The organism is Pseudomonas sp. MPFS (assembly GCF_022537035.1).
Taxonomy (GTDB): domain Bacteria; phylum Pseudomonadota; class Gammaproteobacteria; order Pseudomonadales; family Pseudomonadaceae; genus Aquipseudomonas; species Aquipseudomonas sessilinigenes.
Genome location: NZ_CP066123.1, coordinates 520,260 through 544,672 on the forward strand (window position 1 = coordinate 520,260; position 24,413 = coordinate 544,672).

Below are 24,413 nucleotides of genomic sequence, written 5' to 3' on the forward strand. Positions count from 1 at the left end.
ATCCGCGCCCTAATTCGTGCGGTATTCAACAATAGTGTTGGGTGGCGGCACGCTAGCCTGAGGAATACATCATGAAAGCCGATATCCATCCAGTATACGAAGCCATTACCGCTACTTGCAGCTGCGGTAACGTCATCGAAACTCGCTCCACCCTGGCCAAGCCTCTGAGCCTGGACGTGTGCAACGAGTGCCACCCGTTCTACACCGGTAAGCAGAAGACTCTGGACGTTGGCGGTCGTGTCGACAAGTTCAAGTCGCGCTTCGGTGCTTTCGGCGCAACGAAAAAGGCCTGAGGCTGATCGTTCTGGAAAGCCGATACCGACTTTCCTCGCTGATGAAAAAGGCGTCCCTAGTGGGCGCCTTTTTTGTGCCTGCGATTTGGCTGACAGCCGCCCAGGCGTTTTGCCCAGCCCCGGCTCCGGCGTCATTGACTCCTGCGGTGGTGGCGCGAGTGGTGGACGGTGACACCCTGCGTCTCAAGGACGGCCGCAGCGTACGCATGATCGGCCTCAATGCACCGGAGTTGGCCGCAAAGGGACGTTTGGCCGAGCCGTTGGCCGTGGCGGCACGTAGGCGCCTGGAGCAACTGGTCGCGCACAATGGTGGTCGGGTTGGCCTGGTGCCCGGTCGCGAGAGGTTCGATCGCTATGGGCGGACCCTGGCCCATGTCTATGGCGCCAATGGCGTGAACTTCGAAGCCCGGTTGATTGCCGAGGGGCTCGCCTACCATATCGCCCTGGCGCCGAATGTCGCATTGGTCGCCTGCCAGCAAGCTGCTGAAAACCATGCGCGCAGGGCCAGGCTAGGGCTTTGGCGGCGTTCGCCTGTACTGAAACCGGAGCAGATTCGCTCCTCGGGTTTTGCCGTGCTGAGCGGGCGGGTAAGTGGGGTGAAACGTAATCGCAACGGGGTTTGGATCACATTGCATGGGGCGGTTGTATTACGCATTGCACCCAATATCCGTGGCCGCTTCCCCCCTGAGCGGCTCAAAGGCCTTGTCGGGCGCCGCGTCGAGGCTCGTGGCTGGGTTGTGGATCGTCATCAGCGGGGGCGTTCCTCGCTGCCGCTTGCGCGCTGGATGATCTCGATCAAAGACCCTTCGATGCTGAGATTGCTCTGATGACGAATAAATTGTAGACATTTTTTATTTGGATTGTGAACAGTTGAAGGCCTTGCGGGCCGCGGCTCTTGGCCCAAAGTCGTAGGCTACGGGCCTTGACAGGGGTGACTGGCCAGTCTTGTGGGGACTATGCGACACGCGTATCCTCGGCGGTCCGTCTGTCCAACAGTAAAAGCGGAATGCCCACATGTCTGATTTGAAAACTGCCGCTCTCGAATATCATGCCAATCCTCGTCCAGGGAAGCTGAGTGTCGAGCTCACCAAGGCCACTGCTACCGCTCGTGATCTGGCGCTGGCCTACAGCCCCGGCGTAGCCGAACCGGTACGTGAAATCGCTCGCGACCCGGAGCTGGCCTACAAGTACACCGGCAAAGGCAACCTGGTTGCCGTCATTTCCGATGGCACCGCTATTCTGGGCCTGGGCAACCTCGGCCCGCTGGCCTCCAAGCCGGTGATGGAAGGCAAGGGCGTACTGTTCAAGCGTTTCGCCGGCATCGATGTGTTCGACATCGAAGTCGACTCCGAAAGCCCGCAAGCCTTCATCGATACCGTCAAGCGCATCTCCATCACCTTCGGTGGCATCAACCTGGAAGACATCAAGGCGCCTGAGTGCTTCGAGATCGAGCGCGCCCTGATCGAGCAGTGCGACATTCCGGTATTCCACGATGACCAGCACGGTACCGCCATCGTGACCGCGGCCGGGATGATCAATGCCCTGGAAATCGCCGGCAAGACCCTGGCCGATGCCAAGATCGTCTGCCTGGGCGCCGGTGCTGCCGCCATCTCCTGCATGAAGCTGCTGGTGAGCATGGGTGCGCAGATCGAGAACATCTTCATGGTTGACCGTACCGGTGTGATCCACTCCGGCCGTGACGACCTGAACCAGTACAAGGCAGTGTTCGCCCACGCTACCGACAAGCGCACCCTGGCCGACGCCCTGAAGGGTGCCGATGTGTTCGTTGGCCTGTCCGGTCCGAACCTGCTGAGCGCCGAAGGCCTGAAGTCCATGGCGTCGAACCCGATCGTGTTCGCCTGCTCCAACCCTGATCCGGAAATCTCCCCGGAGCTGGCCCATGCCACTCGCGACGACGTGATCATGGCCACTGGCCGTTCGGACTACCCGAACCAGGTGAACAACGTACTGGGCTTCCCGTTCATCTTCCGTGGTGCCCTGGACGTTCGCGCCAAGCGCATCAACGAAGAGATGAAGATCGCGGCGGCCATCGCCCTGAAGGACCTGGCCAAGCTGCCAGTGCCTCAGGAAGTCTGCGATGCCTACGGCGGACAGGCGCTGGCGTTCGGTCGTGAGTACATCATTCCCAAGCCAATGGATGCCCGCCTGATCACCGTGATCTCCGATGCCGTGGCCAAGGCCGCCATCGAGACTGGCGTGGCCACCCTGCCGTATCCGAAGAACTATCCGCTCAAAAGCGTGAACGACGTGTTCAACGGCTAATTGCAGCCCATAAAAAACCCGGCCATCGAGCCGGGTTTTTTTATGGGGAAGTTTCAAGCTTCAAGCGGCAAGGGTTCCTGGTCGCTTGAAGCGCGTAGCTTGCGCTGCTGTTCTAGAACAGGTCGATCGGAGCGGCCTCGTCTGCCGGTAGTGGACTGCCAGGGGCCACGCCATTGCCCAGCTCGTTGACCGAGGGTGGGGTGTCTTCGCTCTTGAACAGCTCGAAGTAGGCGTTTGGCGTCCCGGGGGTAGCGGCGCGGCCACTGACCGGGTCGACACGCAGGCTGAGGATGCCTTCCGGCTCGGGTTGGGTGTGGGGTGGCTTGCCCTTGAGGGCGGCGCCCATGAAGTTCATCCAGATCGGCAGGGCCACGGTGCCGCCATACTCGCGGCGCCCCAGGCTTTCCGGTTGGTCGAAGCCGGTCCATACCGTGGTGACGTAGTCGGCGTTGTAGCCGGAGAACCAGGCGTCCTTGGAGTCGTTGGTGGTACCGGTCTTGCCGGCCAGGTCCGAGCGGCCCAGGGCCAGCGCGCGGCGGCCGGTGCCCAGCTTGATCACGTCCTCGAGCATGCTGTTGAGGATGTAGGTAGTACGCCCGTCGATAATTCGTTCTGCAGTCACCGGCGCCTGGGCGGCTGGCTGGACTGGAGTTTCGCCGGTCGCGGTGTTGATCGTGAAGCCGTTCTCCGGCGCAGCGATACCACTGCTGGCAGTATCGCCAGTGGGGGCGCTGGGCGGGTTGGCGCTGAACAACAGCTCACTGTTACGGCTTTCGATCTTGTCGATGATGTAGGGGGTGATCTTGTAGCCGCCGTTGGCAAAGGTGCTCCAGCCGGTGGCGATCTCGATCGGCGTCAGGGTCGCTGTGCCCAGGGCCAGGGACAGGTTGCGCGGCAGGTCCTGCTTGTTGAAGCCGAACTTGCTGATGTAATCGATGGTGCGGTCGACCCCCATGCTTTGCAGCAGGCGGATCGATACCAGGTTGCGTGATTTGTACAGCGCCTCACGCATGCGAATCGGACCCAGGAACGTGTTGTTGTCGTTCTTCGGCCGCCAGACCTTGTCCAGGTATTCGTCGACGAACACGATCGGGGCGTCGTTCACCAGGCTGGCCGGGGTGTAGCCATTGTCCAGGGCGGCACTGTAGACGAATGGCTTGAAGCTCGAGCCGGGTTGGCGCTTGGCTTGCGTCGCGCGGTTGTAGTTGCTCTGCTCGAAGGCGAAGCCGCCGACCAGTGCGCGGATGGCGCCGTTCTGTGGGTCCAGGGTCACCAGGGCGCCCTGGGCGACCGGGATCTGGCTGAACTTCAGAGAATTGTCTGCCTGGCGCTGTACGCGTACCAAGTCGCCGATCTGGGTCACGTCCGCAGGTTGGCGAGGCGAGGGGCCCATGCTGTTGGTGTTGAGGAACGGGCGGGCCCATTTCATGCTTTCCCAGGCCACATGTTCCTGGCCGTTGCGGGTCAGTACCTCAATGCCATTCTTCTCGACCTGGGTGACGATCGCTGGCTCCAGCCCGCTGATGGTCCGCTGTTTGGTCAGCTCGTTGGCCCAGGCTGCCTGGGTCTTGCCGGGCAGGCGCGATTCCGGGCCGCGATAGCCGTGGCGCTGGTCGTAGGTCATCAGCCCTTCATGGACCGCGGTATTGGCCATTTCCTGCAGGTCGCTGGGAACCGTGGTGGTCACCCGGAAACCTTCGGTGTAGGCGTCGCTGCCATAGCGGCCGACCATCTCGGCGCGGGCCATCTCGGCGATGTACGGTGCGCTCACTTCCGGAGTCGGTACGTGATAGCTGGCATTGAGGGGTTCGTTGACCGCCTCGGTGTAGGCCGCCTCGGTGATCTTGCCCAGCTTGTACATGCGCCCCAGGATCCAGTCGCGACGCTCCTTGCTGCGCGCCGGGTTGGCCAGGGGGTTGAAGCGCGAAGGGGCCTTGGGCAGCCCGGCGATCATCGCCATCTGTGCCAGGCTCACATCGCGGATGGATTTGCCGTAGTACACCTGTGCCGCTGCCTCGATCCCGTAGGCACGGTTACCCAGGTAGATCTTGTTGACATACAGCTCGAGGATCTCGTCCTTGGTCAACTGGCGCTCGATCTGCAGGGCCAGTAGGATCTCCGTCGCCTTGCGCGAGAAGCTGCGCTCGCTGGTGAGGAAGAAGTTCTTGGCCACCTGCATGGTGATGGTGCTGCCGCCGGACTGGATGTGCCCGCTCTTGACCAGTTGAGTGGCCGCCCGCATCAGGCTGCTGGGGTCGACGCCGTAGTGGTTGGCGAAGTTATCGTCTTCAGCACTTAGTAACGCATTGATGAAGTTCGGGGGAATTTCGGCGAAACGTATGGGATTACGTCGCATCTCGCCAAATTCTGCGATCAATTTTCCGTCGCTGCTGTACACCCGCAGGGGGATTTGCAACTGGATGGTTCGCAGGGCCTCTACCGACGGCAAGCCAGGACTAAGATAGAGAAACGCGCCGGAGAGGGCGAGGAGCAGCCCGCAGAACGCCGCTACGATGGACCACCCGAAAAACTTCAGCAGACGAATCAAGGCTTTTGGATTTCCAGAGAAAGGAATGAATTAGGCGTCGGGGTATTCATGATGATCAGGACCGACCCACGCAGCGGGTAAACGCGGAAAAAAACGCGGGCATTATAAGCATTTTCCTCCGGGATCGTCATTTGCCCGTCTGTCAAGACTCGACGCATGGACATAACGTCGCTCAGGGAATCCGTAAGTTACGGATAGTCATAGGGAATTGGCCGTGCTTGGACTCTTCAGGAAAAAGTCGAGTTCCCTGTTAGGGATCGATATCAATGCGACTGCCATCACGGTTCTAGCCTTGAGTCGCCAGGGGGCAGGCTACCGGGTCGAGGCCTTTGCCCGAGAGCCTCTATTGCCTGGCGTGGTGCAAGGCCGGCAAATCGTTGATCCCGAGGCCTTGGGCATGGCCTTGCTCAGGGCCTGGAGCCGCAGTGGCAGTCGCCTTCGGGACAGCGTAGTGGCGGTGCCGGGGGAGGCGCTGATCAGCAAGCTGATAGAAGTGCCGGCGGGGCTCTCCGACGAAGAACTGGAGAACCAGATTGCCCTGGAAGCGAGCCAGTACATTCCTTATGCCCTGGAGGACGTTGCGCTCGATTTCGAGGTGCAAGGGACGGTGCCGGGAAACTCCCGACGGGTTCAGGTGCTGCTGGTGGCTTGTCGCAACGAGCAGGTCGAGTCCCTGGAGGCGGTGCTGGCTCTGGCAGGCCTGCGTGCCCGGGTGGTGGACAGCGAGCCTCTGGCCCTGGAGCGAGGCCTGGCGCTAACGATCGCCAAGGCGTTGCCGCAAGCCTCCCTGGCCTTGCTGGATCTGGGGGCGGACATCAGTACGTTCAGCGTGATGCGTGGGCAACGGGTCATTTATGGCCGAGAGCAGCTGTTTGGCAGCCGCCAGTTGATGGAGGCCCTTGGTCGACACCATGGCCTGACCCTGGACGAGGCATTGCTGGCGCAGCGCAAGGGCTGCTTGCCCCAAGGCTGCAACGAGGACGTGTTGCAACCGTTTGGGTTGCAGGTGCAGGAGCAGGTGGTCCTTGCCCTGCAGCAGTTTTTCGCTTCAGCGCAGCAGCAGCAGCCCCTGGACTTGCTGTTGTTGGCTGGTACGGCCAGTGCCCTGGATGGCCTGGCCCGGGCTGTGGAGCAGTGCTCGGGGGTTGCCGCGGCGATCGCCGATCCTGTTCGCAATATGTCGGTCAGCCACCGGCTGGACAGCCAGCAACTCGCTGACCAGGCACCGGGTTTGTTGCTTGCCTGCGGCCTAGCCTTGAGAGGGCTGTACTGATGACCCGGATCAACCTCTTGCCCTGGCGCGAGGCTGCCAGGGAGCTGCGGCGTCGGCGTTTTCTCGGGGCTCTGGCCGTGACGGTGATGCTGGGTGGTGGGGTGGTCTTGCTGGCGGATGCCTATATCGCCCGGGCGATCGAGCGATTGCACCTGCGTAATCAATACCTGGAGCAGGCCTCGACCCTGCTGGACCAGCGGATTGCCGATGTCGAGGCGCTCAAACTGCAACGCCAGCAGTTGCTTGAGCGCTTCAGGGTTGTCGAGGAATTACAGCGCAGTCGTGCCTCTGGCGTGCGGGTCTTCGAGCAGTTGGCCCGCAGCTTGCCCGAAGGTGCTTACCTGACCGAAATCGATCAGCAGGGCGAAAGCCTGGGTATCAGTGGTGTCGCGCGGGCCAATGATCGGATCTCCGAACTGTTGCGCAATCTGCAAGCCAGCGATGGATTTGCCGCACCGGCGCTGACTGAGGTGAAGAATGTCGCGCAGATGGGGCGTCAGCCGAGCAATCTGTTTCGACTGAATGTGCAGCAAGTTCCAGTGATGGAGCTTGGGCCATGAATCACTGGCTTGGGGCGATCCAGGCAGGCGGCTTCGATTGGCGAACGTTGGATCTGGGCAACCCCGGCGCTTGGCCCGAAGCGCTCAAGGGGGTACTGCTGATCTTGTTGATGTGCCTGGTCCTGGCGGTGGGCCAGGTTTTCTATCTGGGGGCGGGGCAGGAGCAGTGGAAGCAAATGCGCCAGGAACATGTTCGTCTCAAGGCGCGGATTGCTGGCAAGTTTCGCCAGGCTGGTAGCCTGGATTCTTGGCGAGAGCAGGTGGCGCTTGTACGGGAAAACCTGGATCGGGCGCTGGAGCAATTTTTTCAGGGGGCCGAGATCCCGGGACTGCTGGAGGACATCAGTCGCCTGGGACAGGATGCAGGCCTGGTGTTCGAAGCGATCAGCCTGCGGCCGGGGGTGTCCCGGCAATTCCTTGTCCAGCTGCCAATCCAGATATCCGTGGTGGGCGGTTATCACGAACTGGCGACATTCGCTGCTGGCCTGGCGGGGCTACCGCGTATGGTCACTCTGCATGATCTTCGTATCAGTCCCGTGGAGGGTCATGAACCCGTGCGCCTGCGCATGAATGTCGAGGCGCGGATCTACAGGCTTGCAAAACAGGACTCGCACCCATGAAGGGTGGGCACTGGTTACTGGGTGGATTTTGCCTGTGTCTTTGGGGGTGTGAGGGCGCTGCGGGCTTCGCCGATCTGGATGCTTATCTGGATGAAATGCGTCGACAAGCACCTGCCGCGGTCGATTCTGTTCCACCTCTTCGTTCATTCCCGGTGCTTGCCTATGGCGCGGGTGCATTGCGCGACCCATTCCAGCCGCTATCCGACGACCTGCTCGCCAGCCAACGGCTGATCGGGGCCCGTCGGTCTGAGCCGGGTCGGGTCTTGCATCCGCTTGAACAGCTGGACATCGAGCAGTTGCAGATGGTCGGGACTTTGTCCGGTGTTGCCGGGAACTTCGTCCTGCTGCGCGGTGCGGGAGTCGTTTATCGATTGCAGGTCGGCGATTACCTGGGGCGCGACCAGGGGCGGATCATTGCCATCGGCGACCTGCAGGTGGATGTGCTGGAGGTGGTTGCCGACGGTCTGGGGGGCTGGCTGGAGCGATCACGGACGCTGCTGTTGAAAAAACACTCTTAGTGAGATCGGGGAAATGAACAGGATTGTTCCAGTCTGGGGGCTATGGCTGTGGTTGGTGTTCTGGGCTTTGCCGGCAGGTGCCATGTCTGGGGAAGTGGGGGCGGTCTACCACGGCGAAAAGCTCTCGCTGAATTTCCAGGACATCGAAGTACGCTCGGTCCTGCAGCTGATTGCCGATTTCACCGGTCTGAACCTGGTGGCCAGCGACACCGTGCAGGGCAGCATCACCTTGCGTCTGAAGGGCGTGCCCTGGGACCAGGCGCTGGACCTGGTGCTCAAAACCAAAGGCCTGGACCAGCGGCGGATTGGCAATGTGCTGCTGGTTGCGCCAGCGGAGGAGATCGCGGCCCGGGAGCTCCAGGAGCTGGAGTCGCAGAAGCAACTGGAGGACCTGGCGCCTTTGCGACGGGAGCTGTTACAGGTGAACTACGCCAAGGCCGCGGATATTGCCAGGCTGTTCCAGTCTGTAACGGGGGCAGAGGAGCGCATCGGCGAGCGCGGTTCCATCAGTGTCGATGAGCGGACCAACAACATCATTGCCTACCAGAACCAGGAGCGTCTCGATGAGCTGCGGCGGATTGTCAGGCAGCTTGATATTCCGGTGCGCCAAGTGATGATCGAAGCGCGGATCGTCGAGGTCAACGTCGATTATGACAAGGGCCTGGGTGTGCGCTGGGGAGGATCGGTGCAGAAGAGCGGGCGTTGGAACCTGTCCGGAGTCCAGGGCCGTCCCAGTGGCTCGACGACCATCGGTGCGCCAGGCAGTAGTGGCACCCTCGCGCCTTTTGTCGACCTGGGGGGGCGTCACCAGTAACTCGGGCCTGGGGATTGCCTATATCACCGATAACGTCCTTCTGGATTTGGAGCTGACGGCCATGGAGAAGAGTGGCAACGGTGAGATCGTTTCCCAGCCCAAGGTGGTGACCTCCGACAAGGAAACAGCAAGGATTCTCAAGGGCACCGAGATTCCCTATCAGGAGGCCAGCTCCAGCGGTGCCACCTCGGTATCGTTCAAGGAGGCCTCGCTGTCTCTGGAGGTCACCCCGCAGATTACCCCGGACGATCAGGTGGTCATGGAGGTCAAGGTCACCAAGGATGAGCCGGACTACCTGAATAAGGTTCAGGAAGTACCACCCATCAGGAAAAACGAGGTCAATGCCAAGGTGCTGGTCAGCGACGGGCAGACGATCGTCATTGGCGGTGTTTTCTCCAATACGCAAAGCAAGGTTGTAGATAAGGTGCCATTTTTGGGCGATGTACCGTATCTTGGCCGCTTTTTCCGGCGTGACGTGGTGTCGGAGAAAAAATCCGAGCTGCTGGTATTTCTCACTCCGCGTATCATGAACAACCAGGCGATTGCTGCGAGTCGTTGATTCTGTGCGAAATTTGATACTTGTTGGGCCCATGGGGGCTGGAAAAAGCACCATCGGCCGCTTGCTGGCCAAAGAGCTGCGCCTGCCATTCAAAGATTCCGATAAGGAAATTGAACTGCGCACAGGTGCGAACATCCCGTGGATCTTCGATAAGGAAGGTGAGCCGGGTTTTCGTGACCGTGAGCAGGCGATGATCGCTGAGCTGTGCGGCAATGATGGGGTCGTCCTGGCCACCGGTGGTGGCGCCGTGATGCGCGAAGCCAACCGTCGGGCGCTGTTCGCTGGAGGGCGCGTGGTCTATCTGCATGCCTCGGTGGAGCAACAGGTGGGGCGCACTTCCAGGGACCGCAATCGTCCCCTGCTGCGAACGGCTGATCCGGCCAAGACACTGCGCGACCTGCTGGAAATCCGTGATCCGCTTTATCGGGAAATCGCCGACCTGGTGGTGGAAACCGATGAGCGGCCACCGCGATTGGTGGTGCTGGACATCCTGGAGCGTCTGCAGCAGCTGCCACCCCGTTAATACACCGGGTGAAATACGCTATTCTCGGCGTCGCGCCAGGCCCTCAAAGTGTGGCGCAGAGCTATCGGGCTGCGTCAGATGAACAGACGAGGCCCATCGTCAATAAAAGGCAGGATGCCTGCTTCCATCTTCGTGGGGACACATGCAGACACTTAAGGTCGACCTAGGCGAGCGCAGCTACCCGATTCATATTGGTGAAGGACTGTTGGACCGGCCAGAACTCCTGGTGCCGCATATCGCCGGTCGACAAGTGGCGATCATTTCCAATGAGACCGTCGCGCCCCTCTACCTTGAGCGTTTGACTCGCACCCTGGCGCAGTTCGCAGTGATCTCGGTGGTCTTGCCCGATGGCGAGGCCTACAAGAACTGGGAAACCCTGCAGCTGATTTTCGACGGTCTGCTGACTGCCCGCCATGACCGCCGTACCACGATCATCGCCCTGGGGGGCGGGGTAATCGGTGACATGGCCGGCTTCGCCGCTGCCTGCTACCAGCGTGGCGTCGACTTCATCCAGATTCCCACCACCTTGTTGTCCCAGGTGGACTCCTCGGTGGGAGGCAAGACCGGAATCAACCACCCGTTGGGCAAGAACATGGTGGGGGCCTTCTACCAGCCGAACGTGGTGCTGATCGACACCGCCAGCCTCAAGACCCTGCCGGGCCGCGAGTTGTCGGCGGGGTTGGCGGAGGTCATCAAGTACGGCCTGATCTGCGACGAGCCATTCCTGGGTTGGCTGGAAGAGAATGTCGATCGCCTGCGAGCCCTGGACCAGCAAGCCCTGACCTACGCCATCGAGCGCTCCTGCGCAGCCAAGGCCGCCGTGGTCGGGGCTGATGAGCGTGAATCGGGGGTGCGGGCCACCCTCAATCTCGGCCACACCTTCGGCCATGCCATCGAGACCCATATGGGCTATGGCGTGTGGCTGCATGGCGAGGCGGTGGCTGCGGGCACCGTAATGGCCCTGGAAATGTCCGCGCGCCTGGGCTGGATCACCAGCCAGGAGCGTGACCGTGGCATTGCCCTGTTCCAGCGGGCAGGCTTGCCGGTGATTCCGCCCGAGGAGATGACCGAGGCGGATTTTCTCGAGCACATGGCAATTGATAAAAAAGTGATCGACGGTCGTTTGCGTCTGGTATTGCTGCGCCGAATGGGCGAAGCCGTAGTCACCGACGACTATCCGAAAGAGGTTTTACAGGCCACGCTGGGGGCGGACTACCGCGTCCTGGCTCAGCTTAAAGGTTGATAAGATCCAATGACTAGTTTGCACGCGGACGAGGCGTTCCTCGGCCATTACCAGTTGAGCCACGACCCTTTCGCTCCCCGGGTTCCCGGCTTCAAATTCTTTCCTGCCCAGCGCAAGCCCGTATTGGGGCAATTGCATCACCTGGCTCGCTACAGTCAGTTGCTACTGGTGGTCACGGGGCCCCAGGGTAGCGGCAAGACCTTGCTGCGCCAGGCCTTGGTCGCCAGCACCAACAAGCAATCGGTACAGAGCGTGGTGGTTTCCGCCCGTGGCGCTGGCGATGCCGCTGGTGTATTGCGCCAGGTGGCGCAGGCACTGAATGTGGCCCAGGCCGAGATCGGAGCGATCCTGGCCCAGGTGGTGCAGCTCGCCCTGACGGGGCAGGAAGTCTACCTGCTGGTCGATGATGCCGAGCAACTTGACGAGTCTGCCCTAGAGGCCCTGCTGGCCCTGGCAGCGGGCGCACCGGAAGGGCGTCCCCATGTCTTCCTGTTCGGCGAGTCGTCGCTGATTGCGGTGCTGGACCAGTTCAGTACCGATGAGGAGCGATTCCACGTCATCGAACTGCAGCCCTATACCGAAGAAGAGACCCGGGAATACCTGGCCCAGCGTCTCGAGGGCGCGGGGCAAGGCATCGAACTTTTTTCCGCAGATCAGATCAGTGATATTCACGAAAGCTCCGATGGCTGGCCGGGCAACATCAACCAGGTCGCCAGGGATGCAATGATCGAAGCCATGATCGCCAGCCGCTCTGCGGTAAAGCGTCCAAGTATGGGGTTCAACATGCCTAAGAAACACGTATTGGCCATTTCCGCGGTAGTGGTTGTGGCCGTGGCGGCAGCCTGGCTGATGCCTGGGCGCGGCAAGGCGCCTGCAACCGGCACGCCGGCCAACGAGCAGGCGCAACTGCCGCTGGGGCAGGCGCCCAATGCCAATGGCGGCCCGGCTGTAGAGTTCGCCGGTTCGTCGCAACCGATGCCACTGCCGCTGGTCGGCCAGTCGCAACCGGTGATGCGTGGGCCTCTGGCCGAAGCCGCAGGTGGTATCACCGAAGGCGACGATGGGGTGCCTGTGCCGGGTTCGAGCGCCGTTCCACCAACGGTAACGACGACTGCACCACCGGCTGGCGTACCGGCTGGCCCGGCCGCCACTCCGGCGCCACGTCCTACTCCGGCCCCTGCTCCAGCTCCAGCACCGACCCAGGTGGCCGCCGCCAAGCCAGCCCCAGCGCCCAAGCCTGTGGAGAAGCCTGTGGCCGCCAAGCCTGCTCCGGCGCCCAAGCCCGCTGAGAAGCCGCTGACCGTAGCCAAGGCCGCCACCGGTGGCAGTTGGTACGCCGGCCAGGCACCCGGTAACTATGTGGTGCAGATCCTGGGGACCAGCTCGGAAGCCACCGCGCAGAGTTTCGTCAAGGAACAGGGCGGCGAATACCGCTACTTCAAGAAAGTCCTCAACGGCAAGCCGCTGTATGTGATCACCTACGGCAACTTCGCAAGCCGCGATGCAGCGGTCAGCGCTATCAAATCCTTGCCAGCGAAGGTTCAGGCTGGTAAACCTTGGCCTCGCACTGTCGCCAGCGTTCAACAAGAACTCGCAACAGCCCGCTGAAGATTCGGCGGCCTTACCCAGGCCGCCTCTCCAGGCAACCTCAAATTTCCGCATCGGCATGCTGCCCTACAGGCCGCGTGCCTTGTGGTGTCTGCGTCACAGTAGTTTTTGAGTCGCTGCAGTCAAAGACAAAACTTTTTGACTAGCACAGCGTATCGCTTTAAAACGTTCATAAATGCGACACGAATTTGCGACAAATCGTCGCCAAATTTGTGGGGCTATGTGTCGGTGTGTACAATGACCTCCCTTTTGCCCCTGCAAAGTCGGCGTACGTTCGACGTGGAAGGTAACAGGTTGAATTGAAAAGAAATTTGCCTCGATAAGAGGCAGCCTGGTGAGAAAGTGTCTATGAAAGCAGGTCTGTACCAACCCGATGAATTTAAGGATAACTGTGGTTTCGGCCTGATCGCCCATATGCAGGGCGAACCCAGTCATACCCTGTTGAAAACGGCCATCGAGGCCCTGACCTGTATGACCCACCGCGGTGGGATCAATGCGGATGGCAAGACCGGCGACGGTTGCGGTCTGCTGATACAAAAACCCGATCTGTTCCTGCGCGCCGTCGCCAAGGAGCACTTCGGGACCGACCTGCCCAAGCAGTACGCCGTGGGCATGGTGTTCTTCAACCAGGATCCGGCCAAGGCCGAAGCCGCGCGGGAGAACATGAACCGCGAGATCCTGGCCGCCGGCCTGCAACTGGTGGGCTGGCGCAAGGTGCCGATCGACACCAGCGTGCTCGGGCGCCTGGCCCTGGAGCGCCTGCCACAGATCGAGCAGGTATTCATTGGCGGTGAAGGCCTGAACGACCAGGACTTCGCCATCAAGCTGTTCAGCTCCCGCCGTCGTTCCTCGGTGGCCAACGCCGCCGATACCGACCACTACATCTGCAGCTTTTCCCACAAGACCATCATCTATAAGGGCCTGATGATGCCGGCGGACCTCGCCGCCTTCTATCCGGACCTGGGTGACGAGCGCCTGCAGACCGCGATCTGCGTGTTCCACCAGCGCTTCTCCACCAACACCCTGCCGAAGTGGCCGCTGGCCCAACCCTTCCGCTTCCTTGCCCACAACGGCGAGATCAACACCATCACCGGTAACCGCAACTGGGCGGTGGCTCGTCGTACCAAGTTCGCCAACGACCTGATTCCCGACCTGGAAGAGCTGGGCCCGTTGGTCAACCGCGTGGGTTCCGACTCCTCGAGCATGGACAACATGCTCGAGCTGATGGTCACCGGCGGCATCGACCTGTTCCGCGGCGTGCGCATGATCATTCCGCCGGCCTGGCAGAACGTCGAGACCATGGACGCCGACCTGCGTGCGTTCTACGAGTACAACTCCATGCACATGGAGCCCTGGGACGGCCCGGCCGGCGTGGTCATGACCGACGGTCGCTACGCGGTCTGCCTGCTGGACCGCAACGGCCTGCGCCCGGCGCGCTGGGTCACCACCAAGAACGGCTTCATCACCCTGGCCTCGGAAATCGGCGTCTGGAACTACCAGCCCGAGGACGTGATCGCCAAGGGCCGGGTCGGCCCGGGCCAGATCTTCGCCGTGGACACCGAGACCGGGCAGATCCTCGACACCGACGCCATCGACAACCGCCTCAAGTCCCGTCATCCCTACAAGCAATGGCTGCGCAAGAATGCCCTGCGCATCCAGGCCACCATGGAAGACAACGACCACGGTTCGGCCTTCTACGACGTCGATCAGCTCAAGCAGTACATGAAGATGTACCAGGTCACCTTCGAAGAGCGTGACCAGGTGCTGCGTCCATTGGGCGAGCAGGGCTACGAGGCAGTGGGCTCCATGGGCGACGACACGCCAATGGCCGTGCTGTCCCAGCGCGTGCGCACCCCCTACGACTACTTCCGCCAGCAGTTCGCCCAGGTCACCAACCCGCCGATCGACCCGCTGCGCGAAGCCATCGTCATGTCCCTGGAGATCTGCCTCGGTGCCGAGCGCAATATCTTCCAGGAGTCGCCGGAGCATGCCTCGCGGGTGATCCTCAGCTCGCCGATCATTTCCCCGGCCAAGTGGCGCTCGCTGATGAACCTCGATCGTCCAGGCTTCGAGCGGGCGATCATCGATCTCAACTACGACGAGAGCGTCGGCCTCGAAGCGGCCATCCGCAACGTCGCCGACCAGGCTGAGGAAGCCGTGCGCTCCGGTCGGACTCAGGTAGTGCTCAGTGACCGTCATATCGCCCCGGGCAAGTTGCCGATCCACGCCTCCCTGGCCACCGGTGCGGTACACCATCGCCTGACCGAAAAGGGCTTGCGCTGCGACTCCAACATCCTGGTGGAAACCGCCACCGCCCGCGATCCGCATCACTTCGCCGTACTGGTCGGCTTTGGTGCTTCCGCCGTTTATCCGTTCCTGGCCTACGAAGTGCTGGGTGACCTGATTCGCACCGGTGAAGTGCTGGGCGACCTCTATGAGGTGTTCAAGAACTACCGCAAGGGCATCACCAAGGGCCTGCTCAAGATCCTGTCGAAGATGGGCATCTCCACCATTACGTCCTACCGTGGTGCGCAGTTGTTCGAGGCCATTGGCCTGTCCGAGGAAGTCTGCAACCTGAGCTTTCGTGGCGTGCCGAGCCGGATCAAGGGGGCGCGTTTCGTCGATATCGAGGCCGAGCAGAAGGCCCTGGCAGCCGAAGCCTGGAGCCCGCGCAAGCCGATCCAGCAAGGCGGCCTGCTGAAGTTCGTCCATGGCGGCGAGTACCACGCCTACAACCCGGATGTGGTCAACACCCTGCAAGCAGCCGTACAGCAGGGCGACTACGCCAAGTTCAAGGAATACACCGCGCTGGTGGACAACCGCCCGGTGTCGATGATCCGCGACCTGTTCCAGGTCAAGACCCTGGAGCAGCCGCTGGACCTGGGCGAAGTCGAGCCCCTGGAAGCGATCCTCAAGCGTTTCGACTCCGCGGGCATCTCCCTCGGTGCGCTGTCGCCGGAGGCCCACGAGGCCCTGGCCGAGGCGATGAACCGCCTGGGCGCGCGCTCCAACTCCGGCGAGGGCGGTGAAGACCCGGCCCGCTACGGCACCATCAAGAGTTCGAAGATCAAGCAGGTGGCTACCGGCCGCTTTGGCGTGACCCCGGAGTACCTGGTCAACGCCGAAGTGCTGCAGATCAAGGTGGCCCAGGGCGCCAAGCCCGGCGAAGGCGGCCAGTTGCCCGGCGGCAAGGTCAATGGCCTGATCGCCAAGCTGCGCTATGCGGTTCCGGGCGTGACCCTGATCTCGCCGCCACCGCATCACGACATCTACTCCATCGAAGACCTGTCGCAGCTGATCTTCGACCTCAAGCAGGTCAATCCCCAGGCACTGGTTTCGGTGAAACTGGTGGCTGAGGCCGGGGTCGGCACTATCGCCGCTGGCGTGGCCAAGGCCTATGCCGACCTGATCACCATCTCCGGCTACGACGGCGGTACCGGTGCTTCGCCGCTGACCTCGATCAAGTACGCCGGCGCTCCATGGGAACTGGGCCTGGCCGAGACCCACCAGACCCTGCGCGGCAATGACCTGCGCGGCAAGGTCCGGGTACAGACCGACGGCGGCCTGAAGACCGGCCTGGACGTGATCAAGGCGGCCATCCTCGGCGCCGAGAGCTTTGGCTTCGGTACCGCGCCGATGATCGCCCTGGGTTGCAAGTACCTGCGCATCTGCCACCTGAACAACTGCGCCACCGGCGTCGCCACCCAGAACGACAAGCTGCGCAAGGACCACTACATCGGTACCGTCGATATGGTGGTGAACTTCTTCACCTACGTGGCCGAGGAAACCCGTGAGTGGCTGGCCAAGCTGGGCGTGCGTTCGTTGCAAGAGCTGATCGGTCGTACCGACCTGCTCCAGGTACTCGAAGGCCAGACCGCCAAGCAGCAGCACCTGGACCTGACCCCATTGCTGGGCAGCGACCACATTCCGGCGGACAAGCCACAGTTCTGCCAGGTGGACCGCAACCCGCCGTTCGACCAGGGCCTGTTGGCCGAGAAGATGGTCGAGATGGCGCGTGCGGCCATCAACGACAAGAGCGGTGCCGAGTTCGAACTGGATATCTGCAACTGCGACCGCTCCATCGGCGCGCGGATTTCCGGCGAGATCGCCAAGGTCCACGGCAACCAGGGCATGGCCCAGGCGCCGATCACTTTCCGCTTCAAGGGCACTGCGGGCCAGAGCTTCGGCGTGTGGAACGCCGGTGGCCTGAACCTCTACCTGGAAGGCGACGCCAACGACTACGTGGGCAAGGGCATGACCGGCGGCAAGCTGGTGATCGTTCCGCCCAAGGGCAGCGCCTACAAGACCCAGGACAGTGCGATCGTCGGCAATACCTGCCTCTACGGCGCCACGGGCGGCAAGCTGTTCGCCGCCGGCACCGCGGGCGAGCGTTTCGCCGTGCGCAACTCCGGTGCCCACACCGTGGTGGAAGGCACCGGCGATCACTGCTGCGAATACATGACCGGTGGCTTTGTCTGCGTGCTGGGCAAGACCGGCTACAACTTCGGCTCAGGCATGACCGGTGGTTTTGCCTACGTGCTCGACCAGGACAACAGCTTCGTCGACAAGCTGAACCATGAACTGGTGGAGATCCAGCGCATCACCGGCGAGGCGATGGAGGCGTACCGCAGCCATCTGCAACGCGTGCTGGGCGAGTACGTCGAAGAAACCGGTAGCGAATGGGGCCGCGAGCTCTGGGAAAACCTGGACGACTACGTACGGCGCTTCTGGCTGGTCAAGCCGAAGGCGGCGAACCTGAAGAACCTGCTCTCCAGCACCCGGGCCAACCCGCAATAAAAGCAGCAGCAAGTGGCAAGCCTCAGGCTGCAAGCGAAGCAGTTCGAGGTTTGCCCGGCTCAAGTGATCGTCTTGCGGCTTGCAGCTTATAGCTTGCAGCTGCTGTTAAGAGGTTTTGAAAAATGGCTGAACGTCTGAATAACGACTTCCAGTTCATCGATGTCGGGCGCAAGGATCCGAAGAAGAAACTGTTGCGTCAGCGCAAGAAAGAGTTCGTGGAAATCTACGAGCCCTTCAAACCCCAGCAATCGGTCGAGCAGGCCCATCGCTGCCTGGGTTGCGGCAATCCGTATTGCGAATGGAAGTGCCCGGTGCACAACTTCATTCCCAACTGGCTCAAGCTGGTGGCCGAGGGCAACATCCTGGCCGCCGCCGAGCTGTCGCACCAGACCAACACCCTGCCGGAAGTCTGCGGCCGCGTATGCCCGCAGGACCGCCTGTGCGAAGGTGCCTGCACCCTCAATGACGGCTTCGGCGCGGTAACGATCGGCTCGGTGGAGAAGTACATCACCGACACCGCCTTCGCCATGGGCTGGCGCCCGGACATGTCCAAGGTCAAGCCCACCGGCAAGCGCGTGGCGATCATCGGTGCCGGCCCGGCGGGCCTGGGCTGTGCCGACGTGCTGGTGCGTGGCGGCGTAACCCCGGTGGTGTTCGACAGGAACCCGGAGATCGGTGGCTTGCTGACCTTCGGTATCCCCGAGTTCAAGCTGGAGAAGACCGTGCTGAGCAATCGGCGCGAGGTCTTCAGTGGCATGGGCATCGAGTTCCGCCTCAACACCGAGGTGGGCAAGGACGTGACCATGGAGCAACTGCTCGCCGAGTTCGATGCAGTGTTCATGGGCATGGGCACCTATACCTACATGAAGGGTGGTTTTGCCGGCGAGGACCTGCCGGGGGTGTACGACGCGCTGGATTTCCTGGTGGCCAACGTCAACCGCAACCTGGGCTTCGAGAAGTCGCCGGAAGACTTCGTCGACATGAAGGGCAAGAAGGTCGTGGTGCTCGGCGGTGGCGACACCGCGATGGACTGCAACCGCACCTCCATCCGCCAGGGTGCCAAGTCGGTGACCTGCGCCTATCGCCGTGACGAGGCCAACATGCCCGGCTCGCGCAAAGAGGTGAAGAACGCCAAGGAAGAGGGCGTGAAGTTCCTCTACAACCGCCAACCCATCGCCATCGTCGGTGAAGACAAGGTCGAAGGCGTGAAGGTGGTCGAGACCCGTCTCGGCGAACCGGACGCCCGTGGTCGTCGTAGCCCCGAGCCGATCCCGGGTTCCGAGGAGATCATTCCGGCCGATGCCGTGGTCATCGCCTTCGGTTTCCGCCCGAGCCCGGCGCCCTGGTTCGAGCAGTTCCAGATCCAGACCGACAGCCAGGGCCGCGTGGTCGCGCCGGAGCAGGGCCAGTACAAGCACCAGACCAGCAACCCGAAGATCTTCGCCGGTGGCGACATGGTGCGTGGTTCCGACCTGGTGGTGACGGCGATCTTCGAAGGGCGTAACGCCGCCGAAGGCATCCTCGACTACCTGGGCGTCTGACGGCGCCAGCGGCAAGCATCAAGCTATCAGCTGCAAGCTCAAGGCCACGGCGCTTGCGGCTTGCAGCTTGAAACTTGGTGCTGCTTGTATGTGACAAATTGCCCCTATAGATAAAAGGCACGGCTCGTGCCGTGCCTTTTATGTCGCGCTCTGAGAAAATGCCCCCACTTTTTTTCCGGATGCCGACATGACTGCCCTGAAGAACGACCGTTTCCTCCGTGCCCTGCTCAAGCAACCCGTAGACGTCACCCCGGTGTGGATGATGCGTCAGGCCGGGCGCTACCTGCCTGAATACCGCGCCAGCCGCGCCAACGCCGGCGACTTCATGAGCCTGTGCATGAATCCTGCGTTCGCCTGCGAAGTCACCCTGCAGCCCCTGGACCGTTATCCACAGCTGGATGCGGCGATCCTCTTCTCCGACATCCTGACCATCCCCGATGCCATGGGCCAAGGCCTGTACTTCGAGACCGGTGAAGGTCCGCGCTTCAAGAAAGTGGTCAGCACCCTGGCCGACATCGAGGCCTTGCCGATCCCCGATCCGCACAAGGACCTGGGTTACGTGATGGACGCGGTCAGCACCATCCGCCGCGAACTCAACGGCCGTGTACCGCTGATCGGTTTCTCCGGCAGCCCCTGGACCCTGGCGACCTACATGGTCGAGGGCGGTTCGTCCAAGGACTTCCGCAAGTCCAAGGCCATGCTCTACGACAACCCACAAGCCATGCACCTGCTGCTGGACAAGCTGGCGCAGTCGGTCACCGCCTACCTCAACGGCCAGATCAAGGCCGGCGCCCAGGCGGTGCAGATCTTCGACAGCTGGGGTGGCAGCCTCTCGGCAGCGGCCTACCAGGAGTTCTCCCTGGCCTACATGCGCAAGATCGTCAGCGGCCTGATCCGCGAGCATGAAGGACGCAAGGTGCCGGTGATCCTGTTCACCAAGGGCGGCGGCCTGTGGCTGGAAAGCATTGCCGATGCCGGCGCGGACAGCCTGGGCCTGGACTGGACCTGCGATATCGGCGAAGCCCGGCGCCGGGTCGGTGCCAAGGTGTCGCTGCAAGGCAACATGGACCCTACCGTGCTCTACGCCAACCCGGAGGCGATCCGCGCTGAAGTCGCGCGCATCCTCGCCAGCTACGGCAAGGGCAGCGGCCACGTGTTCAACCTGGGCCATGGCATCACGCCGGAAGTGAACCCGGAACACGCCGGCGCCTTCCTGCGGGCAGTGCACGAGCTGTCGGCGCAGTACCACGAGTAACCGCACCTGCTGCGATCGAGCCCGGCCTTGGCCGGGCTTTTTCTTGCGAGTGAAAAGGCCAGGGCGCCGATTAAGTTTCAATTCAGCCTGGGTGGTTAACCTTGTCTGCATCGAAACCCAGAATGGATCACTGCCATGAAAACCCGTTACCTCGTCCTCTTGCTCGCCCCGCTGTTCAGCACCGCTGCCCTGGCCACCGGCTATACCGGCCCCGGGGCCCAGGCAGTCACTACCGTTGCCGCGGTCAAGGATGCTTCGGACGACACCCCGGTGGTGCTCCAGGGTTATGTCACCAAGAAGCTGGATAACGACGACAAGTACGAATTCAAGGATTCCAGCGGCACCATCACCGTCGAGATCGACGACGAGAACCTGCCAGCGGTGGCCTTCAACGAGAAGACCCTGGTCAAGCTCACCGGTGAGGTGGAGAAGGGCTTGATGAAGCGCGAGATCGACGTCGACCTGGTGGAAATCCTCAAGTAAGCCGCTCGCTCGTTCCACGCGATACCGATGCCGGCGCCCGACCTTGCAGATGCTCTGCAGGAACCGGGCGCCGGCATGCTCGTCTTGGGCTCAGGATGCTGCCAGGGGTTGCAGCTTGGCCAGCTTCAAGGCCGCCAGTAGGGCCACCAGCAGCAGGGCGCCGATGAACAGGCCGATGCCGTTCCAGCCCGCCATGTGCCAGAACACCCCGCCCGCGGTGCCGGCGATGCTCGAGCCGGCGTAGTAGCTGAACAGGTACAGCGATGAGGCCTGGCCCTTGGCCTTGGTGGCGCGGCGGCCGATCCAGCTGCTGGCCACCGAATGCGCGCCGAAGAAACCGAAGGTGAACACCAGCATGCCGATGATCACCACCGGCAGCGACTCCAGCAGGGTCAGGGCCAGGCCGGCGAGCATCAGCACGATGGTGGCCCAGAGCATCTTGCGCCGCCCCAGGCGATCGGCCAGGGCGCCGACTTTGGCCGAGCTGTAGATCCCCGACAGGTACACCACCGACAGCAGGCCGACGAACGCCTGGTCCATGTGGTACGGCGCGGCCAGCAGGCGATAGCCGATGTAGTTGAACAGGGTGACGAAGGCCCCCATCAGCACGAAGGCCTCGAGGAACAGCAGCGGCAGGCCGGCATCGCGAAAGTGCATGGTGAAGCCGTCCAGCAGGCTGCGTGGGTGCAGCGAGCGTGGGCGGAAGTTACGTGACTCAGGCAGGATGCGCCAGAACACCGCGGCGGCGATCAGCGCCAGGGCACCGATCACCAGCATCGCCGTGTGCCAGCTGACGAAATCGATCAGCACCCCGGTGATCAATCGCCCGCTCATGCCGCCGATGGCGTTGCCGCCGATGTACAGGCCCATGGCCAGGCCGATGTGCTGGGGGTGGATCTCCTCGCTCAGGTAGGTCATGGCCACCGCCGCGAGCCCGCTCAGGGACAGGCCTACCAGGGCACGCATCACCAGCACGCCATGCCAGCTGGGCATCAGGGCGCTGGCAATGGTGCACAGGGCCGCGGCCAAGAGGGCCGCTACCATCACCGGCTTGCGCCCGATGCGATCGGAAATCGGCCCGGTGACCAGCAGGCCGACAGCCAGCAAGGCGGTGGAGACCGACAGCACCAGGCTGCTCTGGGCCGCGTTGATGGAGAATTCCCGGGACAGCAGCGGCATCATCGGTTGCACGCAGTACAGCAGGGCGAAGGTGGCGAAACCGCCGGAGAACAGGGCCAGCACCGTGCGCATGAACATCGGCGTGCCTTTCTCGATATAGGCGTCGTTGAGTTGGGCGACCACCTCATCCAGGGGCGTGGAGGGAATTTCGTGGGCAAGCGGGGCGACAGCGGATTTCACGGGGACCTCGGGGGGAACGCAGCCGGTCAGGCAATGAAAAAAGCATATAGCTGGCTAATGATTCTTTCCAATATATTGTTCGACCTGTTTGATAGGTTTTACGACTCAATGGAGCCTTCATGGAATTGCGTCATCTGCGCTACTTCATCGCCGTGGCCGAGGAGCTGCATTTCGGCCGCGCGGCCCAGGTCCTGGGCATCTCCCAACCGCCTTTGAGCCAGCAGATCCAGGCCCTGGAGCAAGAGATCGGCGCACGCTTGTTCGAGCGCACCAATCGTCGGGTCGAACTCAGCGAGGCCGGTCGGCTGTTCCTCGAAGAGGCCCGCCTCGCGCTGGCCCAGGTAGACAAGGCAGCTGACGTGGCCCGGCGCGCGCAGTTGGGCGAACTGGGCGAGTTGAAGATCGGCTTCACCTCCTCGGCGCCCTTCAACTCGACGATTCCCCAGGCGATCTTCGCCTTTCGCCAACGTTTTGCCGCGGTACACCTCAAGCTCAAGGAAATGAGCAGCACCCAGGTGGCCGAGGCGCTGGTGGACCAGGCCATCCAGGTCGGCATCATGCGACCCTTGCCCCTGCCGGATTCGCTGTCGGTGGTGGAGCTGTTGCGCGAGCCGCTGGTGGCGGTGCTCAGTTCCAAGCACCCGCTGGCCGAGGGGCGCGAAGAAGGCCTGTACCTGTCCGAGCTGGCCCACGAGCCCTTCGTGTTCTTTCCCCGCAGCTATGGCAGCGGCTTGTACGCCCAGTTGCTGAACCTGTCCCGGGATGCCGGGTTCACCCCGCATTTCGCCCAGGAGGCTTCGGAGGCCATGACCATCATCGGCCTGGTGGCCGCGGGCCTGGGCGTCTCGGTGTTGCCGGCGTCCTACCAGCGCATGCGCATCGATGGCGTGGTCTATCGCCGGTTGCTGGACCCGGAGGCGATGACGGCGGTGTGGCTGGTTCAGCGCAAGGACCAGTGCTCGCCCATGGCCAAGGCCTTTGTCGAACTACTCACGCGCAAGACCGGGGCCATGCCCTGAAGGGCTATTGGCGCGGGGCGGTGTTTGCAGCAACACCAGGTCGCCGCGCAGCGCTACGCCGGCCATCAACACTCCGGCGTGGCATTCGTAGGTGTTGAGGTCCTTGCGCACACGGTGCTTGTAGTAGCTGACGATATTGGTCACGGCGTTGGCGCCGACCCGCTTGGCTTCGGCCTGCAGGGTAATCAGGGCCGATTGCAGGGCCCATTCGCAGGCAGCGATATCGCTCTTGTTGAAGGCATTGGTCTTTTTGTTGGTGGCCCGTTCGATCGCCTTGACCTGCAACACCGCCGGGTGCGGGTTGCCCGCCAGGTAGAAACTCACGCTGCCGTCCAGGCGCCCGGCACGCAGGGCATCGGACACTACGCTCTCGAAGGGCATGTACATCAGGTTGGTGGCCCAGCTGTCAGGGCTGAAGACGGATAACAGGGCCAGGGCAATCAGCGCTTTCACTTGCATGGTCGGCTCCTTGACGGATGTGAAAGGCAAGCCGTCATGGCGCGTCGGCCCGCTGTTGCGAGTGTAGACGCTGATCGATCTTGTAGCTGCTGCCGAGCAGGCGAGGTTGCACCCTGGCCGTCAGGCCTTCAGGGGTCGCAGGCTTACGCCCGCGTTGTGCCCGTGCGCAGCCTCGCTGGCGCTCGACAGCGGCTACAGGGGGTCATTGGGCCGCGGGAAAGGCCTTGGTCGAGTTGGACAGTTGTTGCGCGGTGCGCTGGTTCTGGCCGTCGCGCAGGTCCCGCAGGATGCCCTTGTCCAGCAGGCGTACCCAGCGGATGTAGTTCTTGTGGATCTTGCCGTCCTTGTAGTCCAGCTCGCGGCTGTCGCGGTAGACGATCTTGTAGTGGCTGGCGGAATACTGGATATCGATCTTCGCGTAGAACTGCTGGCGTACGGTGATATCCGCCTGGATCAGGTCGGGGCCGATTTGCTGCACGGTCCACTTGCGGGCTACCAGGTTCTTCAGGATCGCCTGTTTGACTTGCTCATGGTCGGCCTGGATGGTGGCCGGGATGTTCCGGTTGGGGGTGTACATCGGCTTGCTGGTGCAGGCTGCGGTGCCCAGCAGGGCGAGGACGGTCAAGGTGGCGCGAAGCAGGGAAGACATTCCATTTTC

General features: G+C 62.3%; 19 protein-coding genes and 1 pseudogene. 16 read left to right on the forward strand and 4 right to left on the reverse strand.

All coding sequences use genetic code 11. From position 1 onward, the window contains the following. The first annotated feature begins 71 nt into the window (after window positions 1–71). From rpmE to I9018_RS02275, 3 genes are all read left to right on the forward strand, one after another. Entirely contained in the window at window positions 72–293 is a 222-nt protein-coding gene (gene rpmE, locus I9018_RS02265; RefSeq protein ID WP_011058815.1) for a 50S ribosomal protein L31, read from the forward strand. Window positions 294–334: 41 nt separating this feature from the next. Continuing rightward, window positions 335–1,120, forward strand: a complete 786-nt coding sequence (locus tag I9018_RS02270; RefSeq protein ID WP_241108636.1) for a thermonuclease family protein — start codon at window positions 335–337, stop codon at window positions 1,118–1,120. Between the two features lie 187 nt (window positions 1,121–1,307). Further along, window positions 1,308–2,576: a malic enzyme-like NAD(P)-binding protein gene (locus I9018_RS02275; protein WP_068576296.1), complete on the forward strand. Its 1,269-nt coding sequence runs from the start codon at window positions 1,308–1,310 to the stop codon at window positions 2,574–2,576. 112 nt (window positions 2,577–2,688) lie between these two features. Here the strand turns inward: I9018_RS02275 and I9018_RS02280 are convergent, their stop codons facing one another. Further along, the gene (locus tag I9018_RS02280) at window positions 2,689–5,124 is read right to left on the reverse strand and encodes a penicillin-binding protein 1A (RefSeq protein ID WP_241108637.1); all 2,436 of its coding nucleotides are present in this window, start codon (window positions 5,122–5,124) and stop codon (window positions 2,689–2,691) included. Between the two features lie 214 nt (window positions 5,125–5,338). Here I9018_RS02280 and pilM point away from each other — a divergent pair, with 214 nt between their 5' ends. The 12 genes and pseudogenes from pilM (at window position 5,339) to I9018_RS02340 (ending at window position 20,918) form a co-directional block, all read left to right on the forward strand. Further along, complete coding sequence (pilM, locus tag I9018_RS02285; protein WP_277398090.1) at window positions 5,339–6,397, forward strand: type IV pilus assembly protein PilM; 1,059 nt, start codon at window positions 5,339–5,341, stop codon at window positions 6,395–6,397. Beyond that, entirely contained in the window at window positions 6,397–6,957 is a 561-nt protein-coding gene (locus tag I9018_RS02290) for a PilN domain-containing protein (RefSeq protein ID WP_241108639.1), read from the forward strand. Before pilM ends, I9018_RS02290 begins: the two co-directional genes overlap by 1 nt. Next, window positions 6,954–7,577, forward strand: coding sequence for a type 4a pilus biogenesis protein PilO (gene pilO, locus I9018_RS02295; RefSeq protein ID WP_241108640.1), 624 nt, complete (start codon window positions 6,954–6,956; stop codon window positions 7,575–7,577). Before I9018_RS02290 ends, pilO begins: the two co-directional genes overlap by 4 nt. Next, window positions 7,574–8,095, forward strand: coding sequence for a pilus assembly protein PilP (locus I9018_RS02300; RefSeq protein WP_241108641.1), 522 nt, complete (start codon window positions 7,574–7,576; stop codon window positions 8,093–8,095). The genes pilO and I9018_RS02300 overlap by 4 nt, the downstream gene beginning before the upstream one ends. A 112-nt stretch (window positions 8,096–8,207) precedes the next feature. Then, window positions 8,208–9,468: pseudogene (locus tag I9018_RS02305) on the forward strand (type IV pilus secretin PilQ family protein); the annotation flags it as partial. 4 nt (window positions 9,469–9,472) lie between these two features. After that, window positions 9,473–9,991 (forward strand): shikimate kinase AroK, encoded by a 519-nt coding sequence (gene aroK, locus I9018_RS02310; RefSeq protein ID WP_068576283.1) that lies wholly within the window; start codon window positions 9,473–9,475, stop codon window positions 9,989–9,991. Window positions 9,992–10,133: 142 nt separating this feature from the next. Then, window positions 10,134–11,234: a 3-dehydroquinate synthase gene (aroB, locus tag I9018_RS02315; protein WP_068576281.1), complete on the forward strand. Its 1,101-nt coding sequence runs from the start codon at window positions 10,134–10,136 to the stop codon at window positions 11,232–11,234. A gap of 9 nt (window positions 11,235–11,243) precedes the next feature. Next, on the forward strand, window positions 11,244–12,842 hold the full coding sequence (locus I9018_RS02320; protein ID WP_124345566.1) for an AAA family ATPase: 1,599 nt from the start codon (window positions 11,244–11,246) through the stop codon (window positions 12,840–12,842). 348 nt (window positions 12,843–13,190) lie between these two features. Further along, complete coding sequence (gltB, locus tag I9018_RS02325) at window positions 13,191–17,639, forward strand: glutamate synthase large subunit (protein WP_241108642.1); 4,449 nt, start codon at window positions 13,191–13,193, stop codon at window positions 17,637–17,639. Between the two features lie 122 nt (window positions 17,640–17,761). Then, window positions 17,762–19,180, forward strand: a complete 1,419-nt coding sequence (locus I9018_RS02330) for an FAD-dependent oxidoreductase (protein ID WP_124345568.1) — start codon at window positions 17,762–17,764, stop codon at window positions 19,178–19,180. 187 nt (window positions 19,181–19,367) lie between these two features. After that, window positions 19,368–20,435, forward strand: coding sequence for a uroporphyrinogen decarboxylase (gene hemE / locus I9018_RS02335; protein ID WP_068578682.1), 1,068 nt, complete (start codon window positions 19,368–19,370; stop codon window positions 20,433–20,435). 135 nt (window positions 20,436–20,570) lie between these two features. Continuing rightward, window positions 20,571–20,918, forward strand: a complete 348-nt coding sequence (locus I9018_RS02340) for a NirD/YgiW/YdeI family stress tolerance protein (RefSeq protein WP_241108643.1) — start codon at window positions 20,571–20,573, stop codon at window positions 20,916–20,918. A gap of 90 nt (window positions 20,919–21,008) precedes the next feature. Here I9018_RS02340 and I9018_RS02345 read toward each other — a convergent pair whose 3' ends face one another. Further along, complete coding sequence (locus I9018_RS02345) at window positions 21,009–22,277, reverse strand: MFS transporter (RefSeq protein WP_068578678.1); 1,269 nt, start codon at window positions 22,275–22,277, stop codon at window positions 21,009–21,011. Window positions 22,278–22,396: 119 nt separating this feature from the next. Here I9018_RS02345 and I9018_RS02350 point away from each other — a divergent pair, with 119 nt between their 5' ends. Next, window positions 22,397–23,296 (forward strand): LysR family transcriptional regulator, encoded by a 900-nt coding sequence (locus I9018_RS02350; RefSeq protein ID WP_068578677.1) that lies wholly within the window; start codon window positions 22,397–22,399, stop codon window positions 23,294–23,296. Here the strand turns inward: I9018_RS02350 and I9018_RS02355 are convergent. Further along, on the reverse strand, window positions 23,264–23,755 hold the full coding sequence (locus I9018_RS02355) for an excinuclease (protein WP_124345569.1): 492 nt from the start codon (window positions 23,753–23,755) through the stop codon (window positions 23,264–23,266). The genes I9018_RS02350 and I9018_RS02355 overlap by 33 nt on opposite strands. A gap of 202 nt (window positions 23,756–23,957) precedes the next feature. Continuing rightward, the gene (locus tag I9018_RS02360) at window positions 23,958–24,404 is read right to left on the reverse strand and encodes a hypothetical protein (RefSeq protein WP_241108644.1); all 447 of its coding nucleotides are present in this window, start codon (window positions 24,402–24,404) and stop codon (window positions 23,958–23,960) included. Window positions 24,405–24,413: the final 9 nt, after the last annotated feature.

What these genes read in the sequence shown, in the direction of transcription:
- rpmE (WP_011058815.1), top strand. Translation starts at nt 72, where the DNA reads ATGAAAGCCGATATCCATCCAGTATACGAAGCCATTACCGCTACTTGC.
- I9018_RS02270 (WP_241108636.1), top strand. Translation starts at nt 335, where the DNA reads ATGAAAAAGGCGTCCCTAGTGGGCGCCTTTTTTGTGCCTGCGATTTGG.
- I9018_RS02275 (WP_068576296.1), top strand. Translation starts at nt 1,308, where the DNA reads ATGTCTGATTTGAAAACTGCCGCTCTCGAATATCATGCCAATCCTCGT.
- I9018_RS02290 (WP_241108639.1), top strand. Translation starts at nt 6,397, where the DNA reads ATGACCCGGATCAACCTCTTGCCCTGGCGCGAGGCTGCCAGGGAGCTG.
- pilO (WP_241108640.1), top strand. Translation starts at nt 6,954, where the DNA reads ATGAATCACTGGCTTGGGGCGATCCAGGCAGGCGGCTTCGATTGGCGA.
- I9018_RS02300 (WP_241108641.1), top strand. Translation starts at nt 7,574, where the DNA reads ATGAAGGGTGGGCACTGGTTACTGGGTGGATTTTGCCTGTGTCTTTGG.
- aroB (WP_068576281.1), top strand. Translation starts at nt 10,134, where the DNA reads ATGCAGACACTTAAGGTCGACCTAGGCGAGCGCAGCTACCCGATTCAT.
- I9018_RS02320 (WP_124345566.1), top strand. Translation starts at nt 11,244, where the DNA reads ATGACTAGTTTGCACGCGGACGAGGCGTTCCTCGGCCATTACCAGTTG.
- gltB (WP_241108642.1), top strand. Translation starts at nt 13,191, where the DNA reads ATGAAAGCAGGTCTGTACCAACCCGATGAATTTAAGGATAACTGTGGT.
- I9018_RS02330 (WP_124345568.1), top strand. Translation starts at nt 17,762, where the DNA reads ATGGCTGAACGTCTGAATAACGACTTCCAGTTCATCGATGTCGGGCGC.
- hemE (WP_068578682.1), top strand. Translation starts at nt 19,368, where the DNA reads ATGACTGCCCTGAAGAACGACCGTTTCCTCCGTGCCCTGCTCAAGCAA.
- I9018_RS02340 (WP_241108643.1), top strand. Translation starts at nt 20,571, where the DNA reads ATGAAAACCCGTTACCTCGTCCTCTTGCTCGCCCCGCTGTTCAGCACC.
- I9018_RS02350 (WP_068578677.1), top strand. Translation starts at nt 22,397, where the DNA reads ATGGAATTGCGTCATCTGCGCTACTTCATCGCCGTGGCCGAGGAGCTG.
- I9018_RS02355 (WP_124345569.1), bottom strand. Translation starts at nt 23,755, where the DNA reads ATGCAAGTGAAAGCGCTGATTGCCCTGGCCCTGTTATCCGTCTTCAGC.
- I9018_RS02360 (WP_241108644.1), bottom strand. Translation starts at nt 24,404, where the DNA reads ATGTCTTCCCTGCTTCGCGCCACCTTGACCGTCCTCGCCCTGCTGGGC.